At 53.5% G+C, this 13436-nt stretch carries 10 protein-coding genes; 7 read left to right on the top strand and 3 right to left on the bottom strand.

Translation table 11 applies throughout. The features are described 5' to 3' along the window. Positions 1 to 91 precede the first annotated feature (91 nt). Positions 92 to 871, bottom strand: a complete 780-nt coding sequence (locus A1332_RS08450; protein WP_064008061.1) for a hypothetical protein — start codon at positions 869 to 871, stop codon at positions 92 to 94. 271 nt (positions 872 to 1142) lie between these two features. After that, entirely contained in the window at positions 1143 to 2315 is a 1173-nt protein-coding gene (locus A1332_RS08445; RefSeq protein WP_064008060.1) for a phosphoglycerate kinase, read from the bottom strand. 136 nt (positions 2316 to 2451) lie between these two features. Here A1332_RS08445 and A1332_RS08440 point away from each other — a divergent pair, with 136 nt between their 5' ends. From A1332_RS08440 to A1332_RS08430, 3 genes are read left to right on the top strand one after another with little or no spacing between them, the layout of a single operon-like run. After that, positions 2452 to 4245 (top strand): VWA domain-containing protein, encoded by a 1794-nt coding sequence (locus tag A1332_RS08440; protein ID WP_064008059.1) that lies wholly within the window; start codon positions 2452 to 2454, stop codon positions 4243 to 4245. Then, entirely contained in the window at positions 4242 to 4877 is a 636-nt protein-coding gene (locus A1332_RS08435) for a hypothetical protein (RefSeq protein WP_064008058.1), read from the top strand. Before A1332_RS08440 ends, A1332_RS08435 begins: the two co-directional genes overlap by 4 nt. Further along, complete coding sequence (locus tag A1332_RS08430; protein WP_064008057.1) at positions 4874 to 5386, top strand: hypothetical protein; 513 nt, start codon at positions 4874 to 4876, stop codon at positions 5384 to 5386. Before A1332_RS08435 ends, A1332_RS08430 begins: the two co-directional genes overlap by 4 nt. Before the next feature lie 147 nt (positions 5387 to 5533). Here A1332_RS08430 and glgX read toward each other — a convergent pair whose 3' ends face one another. After that, entirely contained in the window at positions 5534 to 7732 is a 2199-nt protein-coding gene (glgX, locus tag A1332_RS08425; protein ID WP_064008056.1) for a glycogen debranching protein GlgX, read from the bottom strand. 217 nt (positions 7733 to 7949) lie between these two features. Between glgX and A1332_RS08420 the strand changes: the two genes are divergently transcribed. The 4 genes from A1332_RS08420 to A1332_RS08405 are packed head-to-tail and all read left to right on the top strand — an operon-like array spanning position 7950 to position 13397. Then, entirely contained in the window at positions 7950 to 8603 is a 654-nt protein-coding gene (locus A1332_RS08420) for a DUF4912 domain-containing protein (protein ID WP_064008055.1), read from the top strand. 7 nt (positions 8604 to 8610) lie between these two features. Further along, positions 8611 to 10200, top strand: a complete 1590-nt coding sequence (locus tag A1332_RS08415) for a glycoside hydrolase family 57 protein (protein ID WP_064008054.1) — start codon at positions 8611 to 8613, stop codon at positions 10198 to 10200. A 47-nt stretch (positions 10201 to 10247) separates the two neighbouring features. Further along, a complete protein-coding gene (locus A1332_RS08410) occupies positions 10248 to 11744 on the top strand; it encodes an endonuclease/exonuclease/phosphatase family protein (RefSeq protein WP_064008053.1) in 1497 nt (498 codons plus the stop codon). Positions 11745 to 11804: 60 nt separating this feature from the next. Further along, complete coding sequence (locus tag A1332_RS08405) at positions 11805 to 13397, top strand: phospholipase D-like domain-containing protein (protein ID WP_064008052.1); 1593 nt, start codon at positions 11805 to 11807, stop codon at positions 13395 to 13397. Positions 13398 to 13436 lie beyond the last annotated feature (39 nt).

The following is a 13436-nucleotide window of genomic DNA, read 5'->3' as shown; positions in this document are numbered from 1 at the left end:
AAGCTCACATCGGTAATTGAAAGGGAGTGGCTACGAAACCTCGATTTCATTGAGGCTACTTGCTAATGTGGGCTAAGCACTGCGTACCTTGTTAGGCTCTCGATATATGGCGGTGTAATGTGAGCGCAAGTTCGAAAGAAATCTGCCTCACGCAAGCAAAAGCCACGTTGTTCCCCACTGGTGGAATTTCAGAATTTGCATCCATAGTAAGATCAGGGTCGCCGAATTGCACTTGGACTCCCAGGTAATCGCTACATAAATTTGCGTAATCACGGTCTAAACTCGGGTCTACATGCGCACCGCCATCTTGGTTTGCCATGATTAAAACCAGATTTTTGCGACTGAATCGCTTTAAATCACTGCCCTCTACCAATGGAGTTTTCCACCAGTACTCAAACGATTGGGGGGCGAGCATTGCGGAGGACTTAGGGTCGTTAGGATGAAACCGCTGCTCTCTTAGAGGCGCTCTCCAGCCAGCCGAACCATCAGGATTTATGCCAATTTCGACAAGTCCGGCCTCTCCAGGTTGAATTGCGCAAATTGACATCCCCGGATGCTGTGACTGAATCCATTCGTTCATCGCAGCATCAAGATGTTCTCTATAAAGCCCAGTGTCAACGAATTTGAGCGTTGATTTGAGGCCGAGTTGTCCCAGTAGCGATTTGGATTTATCTGTGTCGTGCAACAGGGTTCTTATCACAGTAGCAAGCCTGTTGGCTTCGTCATGATCGCCCTTGTCGAATAATGCAGAGGAGTTATCGAGATATCTGAGTTGTCGAGTTAATTGTTGCTCCAAGGATGAGCGATCATCACGGGGAGCTTTGTTGGCTTTTGTTCCTATCGCTGGTTCTCGATCTTTGTCCATACTCATGTTTAGAAGATGCGTAGTAATTAGAGAGTTTCCGTAAACCTTCTGAAAAATGATATTTGATGGACTAATCCATTGATTGGCGATGAGGTTTTTCTGTATATCATCGGCGACAAGTAGCTATGACTGGTAATAATCTATTGCTGCCATTAAATCAAATCGCGCGATAGGCACAACAACGGATCGCAACCAGTCAATCAACAACTCTCCATGCTGATCGACTGGTAAATATGAGATTTTGACAGGGCCGAATAGCCCTATCAGGCCTCAGCGCTTAGCCGCGGGTTTGCAGAATAGCTACCGCCGGCAATTCCTTCCCTTCCAGGAACTCCAGGAACGCGCCGCCACCTGTGGATGTGTAAGACACTTTGTCGGCGATGCCGTATTTGTCTATCGCTGCCAATGTGTCGCCGCCGCCCGCGATAGAGAACGCAGGGCTTTCGGCGATTGCCATTGATAGCGATTTGGTGCCTTCGCCGAATTGGTCGATTTCGAATACACCGACCGGGCCGTTCCAGACGATGGTGCCGGCGGTTTTCAGGATTTCCGCGTATTGCTTGCTGGTTTCCGGTCCGATGTCCAGGATTAAGTCGTCAGCTTCCACATCGGCCACGTTTTTCACTGTAGCCGCTGCGCTTTCGGAAAACTCTTTCGCGCAGACCACATCGACCGGTACCGGAATGTCCGCACCGCGTTCTTTTGCCGAAGCGATCAGACGTTTGGCTTCAGGGATTAAATCCGCTTCATACAAGGATTTGCCGACCGGGTAACCGGCTGCGGCGATAAAGGTATTGGCAATGCCGCCGCCGACGATCAATTGATCGACTTTAGACGACAAGGATTCCAGCACGGTCAATTTGGTAGACACTTTAGAACCGCCGACGATGGCAACCAAGGGGCGGGCAGGAGTTTCCAGGGCTTTGCCTAGCGCATCCAGTTCGGCAGCCAGCAGCGGGCCCGCGCAAGCCACGGCAGCGTGTTCTGCTACCGCATGGGTCGAGGCTTCGGCGCGGTGCGCGGTACCAAAGGCGTCCATCACAAAAATGTCGCACAGCGCGGCCATTTTTTGGCCCAGTTCGGCGTTGTTTTTCTTTTCGCCTTTGTTAAAACGCACGTTCTCGCAAAGTACTACTTCGCCGCGTTTTACTTCCACGCCTTCTAGCCAATCTTTCACCAAGCGCACTGGTTGGCCCAGCAATTGTGAAAAGCGCTCGGCGACTGGCTTCAAGCTGGAGGCTTCGTCGTATTCGCCTTCAGTGGGGCGGCCCAAGTGTGACATCAAAATCACCGCCGCGCCGCCGGCCAATGCGGCTTCTACGGTCGGGACGCTGGCCTGGATGCGCAAGTCGCTGGTGACTTTGCCGTCTTTGACCGGCACATTCAAATCTTGGCGGATTAACACGCGCTTGCCGGCCAAATCCAGGTCGACCATTCGTTTGATAGACATAAGTTCTCCTTTGGTTGAAATAGTGAAAACATTATAAAGTGTAATGCCGGCCGCAGCCTGATTTAAAAAATATCAGAATAGTCAGATGCTTGGGCTATATTTGCTATCCATTGCCTAAACTTTTGTCGGCGGACTTATGTTCAAGTCGTTTATTTTTACGGTTTTCTGCGTGTTGCTGTTAAGTGTCGATTCAGCGCGCTGTCAGCCTGCGCCTGCCGCTGCCGGCGCCGATGAAATTCAGGTGTTGATAGACGTATCCGGCAGCATGAAACAGAACGATCCGGATAATCTGCGCATAGAGGCCAGCCGTTTGCTGGTCAATTTGTTGCCGGACGGCGCCAAGGCGGCGTTCTGGTTGTTCGCCGAAAAAACCGCGCCGCTGTCAGCCACCGATGCCGTCAGTTCTGCCTGGAAACAGCAAGCCAGCAAAGCCACGGCCAATATTCATTCTCGCGGTTTGTACACCCATATCGAGGACGCGATTCAGACCGTGCTCAGCCAAGGATTTACCGGTAGTGGCAAAAAACATCTGATTTTGTTGACTGATGGTTTTGTGGATATTTCCAAAGACATCATGCAAAGCGCGGATTCCCGCGAACGAATTCTCAGCGAGTGGATCCCCAAACTCCAGCAGCAAAATATCAACGTGCAAACCATCGCCTTATCGGAGCAGGCCGACAAAGAGTTGCTGGAAAAATTGGCGTTCGAGACCGGCGGCTGGGCGGAAACCGCACAATCGGCCGAGCAGTTACAGCGGGTATTTTTGAAGATGGCCCAAAAAGCCGCCCCGAAAGAGACCTTGCCGCTAACCGACAATAAATTCAAAGTTGATAGTGGCATCCATGAGTTTTCGGTGTTGGTGTTCAAAAAGCCGCATGCCGCGCCGACGCAATTGGTTGCGCCGGACGGCAAAAGCATCAGTAAACAAAGCATGGTCGCCAATGTGTCCTGGCTGGAAAGTCAGACTTACGACCTGATCACCGTCAAGCAACCGTTGATCGGCGAATGGCGCTTGGTCGCGGAAGTCGATCCGGACAACCAAGTCATGATAGTCACCGACCTGAAACTGCAACTCAGTGAGATACCTAATTTTCTGGGCGAGAACGAAGCTTTGCCGATAAAAGCGCATTTTACCGATAAGGACAAACTGATAGCCCGCGCCGATTTTCTGGGCATGTTGGCCCTGGAAGTTATCCAGGATCAGCAAACGCCGGCGAAAATGCAGGTCGTGGCTGCCGAGCCCGGTTTTTATCAGCATCAGGTCGAGCATTTAAGTTTGGGTAAACATCTGCTGAAAATCGTCGCCGACGGTAAGACCTTCAAGCGGGAAATTGTGCATGAGATCGAAGTGGTTGCCACGCCTATTACCGTCGAGAAGCATGTGGATGTGGCGCAGCGGCAGGTTAGCTTGAAGCTGCTGCCGGATACCAAGCTGATTGATCCTGCCGGGCTGGTGATCAATGCGGTGATTAACCAAGCCGGGCGCGAGCCGGAAACCCGGGTTTTAACAGGCAAGGACGGGGTTTGGATCATGGATTTGGTCGGATTGCCGCCGGAGACCACCACGCATGTCAATTTCAACGTGATGGCCAAAGACCACGCCGGCAAACCGCTGACACCGGCAGTCAAACCGCTCAGCATCGACGACAGTTGGTTCGCACCTGCCGAGAAGGTCGAGGTGGCCGCACCGGAGGCCGCGACTGATGCACATCACGAAGAAGCCAATCACGAAGCGGGGGGCGAGCACCATGAGCAGGCTGACCACGAGCAACATCCGCCGCCGGAAGCGCCGCCAACCAATTGGTTATTGGTTGGCGGCATTCTGCTGGCAATCAATCTGGTCCTGGGCGTCGGTGGATTTTTTACCTACCGTTACCTGAAAAAAAACCAAGCAGAAAAACATCAGCAGTTACTGGAGAGATTGTCATGAATCCATTCGATTCCGTGGTAGTGATATTAGCAGCGGAGGCGTTGGGGTTTTTGACGCTGTTCGGCATCGTGCTGTTTTTTATATCGAGAAACCGACGAGGGAAAGAGATGGCCGAAATTGATCATTTCATTACCGAGCTTGAAGAGCAAGCCATCGTCAAAAGCCGCTGGCTGGAGCAATTTCTGGAGGAAAACTGTGGTTTGGCTACAGCGGAGATCGAACCATTGTTGCAAGAAGTCAACGCCTCCGAACGCGCATTGTTTGAAGGGGTGGTTCGCTTGTTTCTAAAACGCGAGTTGGTGTTGTTGAGTGAGATCGAGCAGCGTATTGGTCGGCTAACCGAGCCGTACCAGAATTTGTTGGCAAATCGGGGAGCGATTGCGCCTGTAGCTGCGGTGCATGATTCGCCGCAAGCGAATCAACTGGCCGGCATGGAGAGGATCAATCAACAATTGGTGCGGCAACTGGATAACGCGATGAAAACCATAGATGAAATGTCCGCCGAATATACCCGCGTGTTTAGCGGCAATCAGACAGCCCTGGAGCTGGAAAACAGCAGTAAGAAAATGCTGCAAATTTTCCACGATGCCGAACGCGGTGTGCGCGAGAGCATTACGGAGTTGGGTAAATGAATCAATCGCTGTTGCTTATCGGCTTGGGTGAGTTATCGCTGGTTTTGTTGACGGGGTTGATTGTGTTGCTAGCCGTTAATCGCCGCAATAAACGTCGGCGCCTGGCTGGCATCGAAGAGTTGCTGGAAGACATCAAGGACCGGCAGGAGCGGCGCGGTGATCGCTTGACCTTGGCTTTGGTGGGTAAGCATCATGTAGACGAACAAACCGCGCAGGCCGTCAGCGAAAACCTGATTGCGGCGGAAAAGCAGTTTTTGTATGGGTTTATAGAACAGCAAATGCAGCAGCAGACGGTAGGCGGATTTTACGAAAATCTGTGTCGTTTGCTGGATAGTTATCTGGACGGCATACCAAAAGTGGCCGAAAAACCGGTTGCCGACGAGCTGGCTGCCGAGACCGAAGCACAATTTGCCGACACCGACTCAGAGCCGCCAAAACCGGCGGACGCTGACTCAACTCCAGCCGAAGAGGCGCCGCCGCCACCGGATTGGGGTGACGTGTTCGATTGAGGGGGTTGGCGGCTCGGTTTTTCACGTAGCCGCTAAGGTGTCAACGTGACCTACGACATTGGATTCCGGTAATCCATGACAGTGATAACAAGATAAGTCCGGTAGGTCAGGGTGCGCGATGGCGTTCACTGACACCAAGCTATCCCATTAATTTGTCGGTATTTCCGTCGCAGGCTGGTCGAGTAACTTGATGCCGGTCAATTTGCTGAAGAAGTTCGCGGATCGTTTTGTTACGCTATCCCCATCCTCGATACCGGCTTGAGTGGTGCTTTCGAATACCACAATCGAATGCGGCTCCACGATATACCAGGGTTTACTCAGCGCTTTTTGCTCCGCAGGCTCCACAATATCTTTGGGCGACGTTTGCGCGGTATCCACGGCCAAGCACCAGCTTTTGCCTTCAACCGCCGGTAACTGCATGCTGTGTTTGCTGTCGGACATGTTCAGTATTGCATGCAGGTCTGCTTCATCTTTGCCTAATGCCGCCAGCGTAAACGCCAGAATCCGGGTGTTCGGGTCGTCCCAACGCGGCGGTTGATCAACCTCCAGGCCATGCCAGCTGATGTCGGCCATGTCTTTGCCTTCCATTTTTCGGCCGGTGAGGAAGTTCCTGCGCATCAAGGCGGGATGGCGTTTGCGCAAGCGGATCATCTGCTGCACAAAATGTAGCACGTCGGCATTTTCCTTGGCTTTATCCCAGTTCAGCCAGCTCAATTCGTTGTCCTGACAATAGCAGTTGTTATTGCCTTGCTGGGTGTGCAGAAATTCGTCGCCGGCCAACAGCATAGGTACGCCATGACTAAGCAGCAAAACCGCAAAGGCGTTTTTCACCTGTTGCCGCCGCAGTCTGCATATGGCCGGGTTGGGTGTCGGGCCTTCCGCGCCACAGTTGCTGCTGAGATTATTGCTGCAACCGTCCCTATTGTTTTCGCCGTTCGCGGTGTTGTGTTTCTCGTTGTAGCTGAACAGATCTTTTAAGGTAAAACCGTCGTGGCAGGTGACAAAGTTAATGCCGCTGATCGGCAAGCGATGCTGATGTTGATAGAGATCGCTACTGCCGCAGATGCGCGTAGCTACTTCACTGATGATGCCGGTATCGCCACGCAGGAAGCGGCGAATCACGTCGCGGTAACGGCCGTTCCATTCTCCCCAGCGATAGCCAGGAAAGTTGCCGACTTGATAAAGGCCCGCCGCGTCCCAGGCTTCCGCAATCAGCTTGGTTCTAGCCAGTTGTTCGGACAATTCGATACCCCAGACCAGCGGCGGATCTTGCAGTACGCTGCCGTCTTCACTGCGCGCCAACGCACTGGCAAGGTCGAATCTAAAGCCATCGACATGCATTTCCCGCACCCAGTATTCCAGGCAGCTGATGATGAAGTTGGTCACCAGCGGGTGATTGGCGTTGACGGTGTTGCCGCAGCCGGTGTAGTCGTGAAATATGCGTTTATCGTGCTTGTCGGTTAAATAAAAGCTGTTGCCGGTAATGCCTTTGAAATTTATGACCGGTCCATCGGCGCCCGCTTCCGAGGTGTGATTGAACACCACGTCCATGATCACGCCGATGCCGGCCTTGTGCAACGCTTTGACGAGATCGCGGAACTCGCGGATATGCGTACCTTGCTCCGGTGTGACGCAATAACCGGGATGCGGGCTAAAGAAGCTGTGCGTGCTGTAGCCCCAATAGTTTTTCAAGCCCAGATCGGCGGTGTGCGGTGGCACGTCTTGCTCATCGAAGGCCATGATAGGCAGCAGCTCGACATGGGTGATGCCCAGCTTTTTCAGATAAGGGATTTTTTCGATCAGGCCGATAAAAGTGCCGGGGTGTTTAACCTTGGCAGAGGAGTGGCGGGTAAAGCCGCCGACATGCAATTCGTAAATAATGGCTTTTTCGCTGCGAATGGCCAGCGGTGTGTCGCCTTCCCAGTCGTAGCGGTCATCGACCACCACCGCGCGCATGGCATGCTGGCTATTATCGCCGGGCTTGCAGGCGGCGGCGCGGTTCCATAGCTTGTCGCTGATAGCGCGTGCCCAAGGGTCCAGTAATAATTTTTCGCGATCAAAACGCAAGCCCGACTCGCGGGTATTGTCCGGGCCGTCGATGCGCCAGGCGTACCAGGTGCCAACCGGCAGTTCTTCGACAAACACATGCCAGGAGAAAAATGTATGGTTTTTATCTTTTTGTAAGGGTATGACTTGTAAGGGTTTTACGCTGTCAGACTCGGAAAATAACAGCAACTCCACATCCGTCGCATGGCGGCTGGAGATGGAGAAGTTGACGCCGCCCTCGCTAACCTTGGCGCCGTGAGGATAGGGACTCCCTGACTTTAAACTGTATGGTTTGTGCATGCCCTTTACCGAGAAACTGTGAATTGGCGCTGATTTTACTGCATATAAGGGCTGCGGGCCTACGCCTTGCGTAAATAATCGACAACGGTTAGAGTCTATAAACCCTAGTCGCTGCGGCGATACGTCGCGGAATGTCCGCTACCCACAGGATAAAACCTAGTCACCCGACCCGTTAACATTGCCGATGGCCTTTTCCTCCTCACAGTCTCAAGCCCGCATGCCGCTCTCTGCGGAGGAAATGCGGGCTATTAGCCTGGAGATTAGCCGGGGCTTTGCCCCACGCCGGTTCAGAGCTGGCGCGGCGCGGTTGACGAGTACCGGCTTTTCGCCTCAAGAGCTGTTAAGCATCAGTCAGCAGATCAATCGGGAGTTTGCCCCGCGGCAGGAAATCGTCGTAGCCAAAGTTGAAAGCGCCAAGCTGGTTGCCTTGCCGGTCGATCCGGAACACTTGCATGTTTACTGGCAGCTTGATGACGCGGCGCAGACGTCTACGCCGCTGGTAGATCCGGCAGCAGATGCCCAGCCTTTGACCTTGCGCGTCTACAGCCACCCAGCACCGGCCGGAGCGGTCTCGTCGCCGGCCGAACCAGTCAAGACCTGGTTCGATGTGCCGGTTGCCGCCGAACGCAGCCAGCAGCAGATTACGCTGCCCAGCGGCAATGCCTGCATCGCCGGCATTTACCAGGTGGCGATAGGCCGGCTAAACGCAGAGCAGGAATTCAGTCCATTGGCTTATTCGCAGGCTGCGGCTACAGCGCCGCAAGTGTCGCCGATGACGGAAAGACTGTCGCCGGCGATGGCGCAGTTTATAATACCGTCTTCTCAAGCGTCTTCGGCGCTTGCCGTAACCGCGTCCGGCCAACAAAATTAATTCCGCGATGAACAAAGGCTATCTCAGCATCGTTTTGCATGCCCATTTGCCCTATGTGCATCATCCCGAGCACGACAGTTTTTTTGAAGAAAACTGGCTGTTCGAAGCGATTACCGAATGCTATCTGCCCTTGTTGGCGATGTTGGAACGCCTGCATGTCGATCAAGTGCCGTACCGGCTGACATTGTCCCTGTCGCCGACGTTAATGACGATGCTGCGCGATCCGATGCTGCAAAACCGCTATCTGCATTATCTGCAAGGCCGGTTGGAACTGGCGGAGCGGGAGTTGGAGCGCACCCACCGGCTACCGCAGTTCGAGCCGCTGGCGCAGATGTATATGCAGTGGTTTCAGGATGCCTTGTATCGTTACCAGCACCGCTATCAATGCGATTTGCTGACGGCGTTTCAACGCCATCACAGCGCGGGCTGCCTGGAATTGATTACTACGGCAGCGACCCATGGTTTTTTGCCGCTGCTGAATGTCAGCCCGGTGTCGGTGCGCAATCAAATCGGCGTTGGCATCGCCAGTTTCAAGAGCCACTTCGGCTTTGCGCCCAGTGGATTTTGGTTGCCGGAATGCGGTTATTATCCGGGCCTGGAACAGGTGCTGAAAGCTGAAGGCATAGATTATTTTTTCGTCGATAGTCACGCGATCATGGACGCCGACCAGTCGCCGCGCTATGGTGTGTATGCGCCGCTGAATTGCGGCGACGGCGTGGCGGCGTTCGGCCGCGATCCGGCGTCGTCCAGGCAGGTGTGGAGCGCCGAGGAAGGCTACCCGGGCGATGGCGATTACCGCGAGTATTATCGCGACATCGGTTTCGATCTGCCCCTGGAATATATCGCACCTTATATTTTGGATGGCGAAACCCGGATCAACACCGGCATCAAGTATTTTCGCATCACCGGCGCCAAGCAAACCAAGCAGGTTTATCAGCCGGAACTGGCCAGACTGAAGGCGCGCCGGCATGCCGAGGATTTTATCTTGCGCCGCCAACAGCAAATCGATGCGTTGACTGCGGAAATGCCGCAAGCGCCGATTATCGTTGCACCATACGATGCTGAACTATTCGGGCATTGGTGGTTCGAAGGGCCTTTATGGCTGGAACAGGTGTTGCGTTTGGCGGCGAGCAGCGAAAACGGTGTCCAGATGGTCAGTTGCGGCGATTATTTGCAATTACCTTTGCAGCACGTGCAGGCCACGCCGGCCGCTTCCAGTTGGGGCGAACATGGTTATTCCAGTTACTGGCTGAACGAAAGTAACGACTGGATTTATCCCTTGTTGCACAAGGCTGCCGCCGAGATGGAAAAGCTGGCCGGCGATTTGCGCGGCTTTGGCGTGAGTGATTTGCAGCAACGTGCTTTAAATCAGGCAGCCAGATCACTGTTGCTGGCGCAGTCTTCCGATTGGCCGTTTATCATGAAGGCCGGCACCACGATCGATTACGCGCGCAAACGCATCACCGATCATTTGGCCCGTTTTAATTATCTGCACGATGCGATCCGCAAAAACCGTATTGATGAACGCTATCTGACAGCGCTGGAGATCATGGACGATATTTTTCCGGACATTGATTTTCGCCATTATGCCGCCTAGACAGACGCTTGTTTTGGGCACTGCCTAACCAACCTCCAGGGGGAGCTATGGATAACATCCAATTGTTGTATGTAGCCAATAACGTCACCGGCAAGGCCGCCGCCTGTCAGCAATCCTTGCTGTTTTTTATGCGAGTCGCAGACCTGGATTATCACAAGCAGGTGGAAGTGGTTTGGGCCGGCGAAGACGGCGTCTGGCACTTTTTACCGGCCTTATTCAACCGTAAGGCGAATGATGGGCAGGAGTATTGGCAAGCCGAAATCGTATTTCCGCCGCAGGCGCATGCCGATATACCCGGCGACATTCGTTTTGCCTTGCGGCTGCAAGCAGCCGGCAGCGAGTATTGGGACAACAACGAAGGCGGCGACTATTTCAGCGGTGCCGGCTGCGGCGGCAGGTTGACCGGTGCCGCAGCCATACTGCAATTGAGCCACGCCGAACAACTTCAGGGCGGTCAGCATTCCGTGCCGATCAAGCTGGCGGTGGATGCCGCATTGGAAATAGACCATGTGACGATACATTGGACTATCGACAATTGGCAACACAGTCATACGACCAGCTGTCGCCGCCAGGCGCAAAGAAAATCGGCCAATAAAGCCGTCTACGCCGGCTTGCATCTCGCTCACGTATGGAGCGGGCGGATCAGGGTGGGGGATGCGTTTCGTCTGCAATACAGCATCAGCTGCGAAAACAAGGAGCAGACGCTGTGGGATAACAACGCCGGCCAAAATTACGCCCTGAGCCGCACGCCGCTGCGGCTGCTGATTTTGAATCTGCATTGCTACCAGGAAGACGAGCAAGACCGGAAGTTTTGGCAAATCGCCAATGCTATCGACGAACTGGGCGCTGATATAGTCTGCCTGCAGGAAGTGGCCGAGTATTGGAATGACGGGCGCGGCGATTGGCCGTCCAATTCCGCGAATATCATCAACCAGCGTTTGCCTAAGCCTTTCCATCTCTACACGGACTGGTCGCACTTGGGCTTCGATAAATTCCGCGAAGGCGTGGCTATCCTCAGTCGATATCCACTGGCTGAGCAAGAAGCCCGCTACGTATCGGATAGCCACGATGCCTACAGCATCCATTCCCGTAAAGTGGTGTCGGCGCGTATCAAAGTGCCGTATATCGGTACTCTCGATGTGTTTTCCGCACATTTGAGCTGGTGGGAAGACGGCTTCCAGCAACAGTTTCAACGCCTATCCGCCTGGGCGGACGGCAAACGCAGCGCAGACGTGGATGCGACCTTGCTGTGCGGTGATTTCAATATCGCCGCCGGCTCGACCGGTTACGAATTGGTGGTTAACGGCCATCAGTATGAAGATCAATATCTGGCCGCGAACGCACCGGCACTGTTTCAACAAATTTTTCGGGTGAACGATGCGCATTGGCGGGATTATCTGGCCGACGATTATCGAATCGATTACATTTTTATGGACAAGGACAGCGGCCTGCGCGCCTGCTCGGCAAGGACCGTATTCACCGAGCAGGATTACGGGTCGGTATCCGATCATTGCGGCTATCTGATGACCTTTGAGCCGCTATAGACTGAATTGCTAAGGCGATTTTACAATTAAAATAAAGCTTGTTTAATTAGGCAGCACCATATGCAAGTAGCAGAACACTACGCCAAACCGGTATTTGGCAAACTGGGCGGTTGTTTCCAACGCACTAACGATTTTAGGGAAACCTTCGACGTCCGCTGGGGCAAGATAGATTTCGACATGTCGCACGGCATTGCCGCCAATTTGAAGGTGGTATTGAAGGTGTATCGGGAGTCGATTTGCGAAACCTATATCGTTGATACTGATGCTTACGATGTGGAATGGGATAAGCACAAACGCTCGACGCGGGATTTTTATGTGATGCCCTACTCCGGGCAGTTCGGCAAGATCAGCTGCATCAAATTTTCGTTTATCGTGCATTTGGGCGAGCATTCGATTGCCTCGCGGCACGACTATATTTTTATGGACGGCGACCAGTTGCGGGACAATCATCCGCAGCAACGCCACATTAACGAGCATTGGGCGACGCCCAACCATTTCCGCAGTTACGAGCTGGACCCCGGCCAACTGCAAAGCGATGTGGACTGGTACAACCATCATTTCGATTCCTTGCAACTGACGCCCAAATTTACCAAGGGCCAGCAGTTTCATCCTTATCATCCCAAGCGCTTTATTCACGACCATATCGATAAGGTGATCGCGGCCAAACACAGTCAGCCGGACCGCTTATGCACGATCAAAGTCAGCGTCGATTGCATAGACGACGGCGATTTTATCAACCATTTGATACACGCCAGTCAGCAGGGCGTATGGGTGCAATGTATTGTCGATTGGCGGAAGATGACACTGACCAATAGCCAGAATTATGCGCGCCTGAAGCGTTCCGGCATTGAACTGGTGGGGGTGTTTTGCACACCCAAACACCACTTGATCGAAGTGGAGCCGGACATGCACACCAAGTTTGTGATCTTCAACGACGACGATTGCATCATCGGCTCGTTCAACATCACCTTCGATCGCTGGTGGGCCAATTGGGAATCGGGGATGAGTTTTCATTCCAAAGGCGTATGCCGCTTGCTGGATAACATTTTCCAGAGCCAGCGTGGCGGGGTGATTCAAAAATACGGTATCGATCCACTTAGTCCGTTCAATCTGCTGTATACCTTCGGCCGGCAAACCATGGCCAATGGCCGGCCCTATCGGCCGCATCACGCCATATTGGCAGAAATTCACCGCGCGCGCCGTTCCCTGAAACTGTGTTTGTTTTTAATCGGCGACTTGCTAGGCGACCATCACGACAGCGTCGTCAATGCCTTGATCCAGGCCCGCGACCGTGGTGTGGATGTGCAATTATTGTTCAACGGCCATCTGGCGCGGCAGGGCAAAATCGGCGTTGAACGTAGCATGGCCGATGAACTGGCCCGGCCGCTATTGCCGGCCGTGCAACGTTTGCGCGACGCCGGGATTCGGGTGGGATTGGTCTATGGGCAAGACGACTTGCCGGTGCCGTATTCGCCCATCCACAGCAAGTATTGCGTGATCGACGATTACATCGTCATCGACGGCAGTTTCAATTGGTACAACACCTCGGTATTCTCCCACGACCTGATCGTGGTCGCCGCCAACCGGGATGTGGCGCAACCGTATCTGTACGAATTTGGACAGATTCAGCGCTTGTTTAGGGTGTTTTACTGACAAACATTTCGGGTGTGTGCCGACTCAGATCTTCCTGAA

It is taken from the genome of Methylomonas methanica, assembly GCF_001644035.1.
Classification (GTDB): domain Bacteria; phylum Pseudomonadota; class Gammaproteobacteria; order Methylococcales; family Methylomonadaceae; genus Methylomonas; species Methylomonas methanica_A.
Note: the sequence above shows the minus strand (reverse complement) of the source record. Positions and strands in the feature narration are given on the sequence as shown.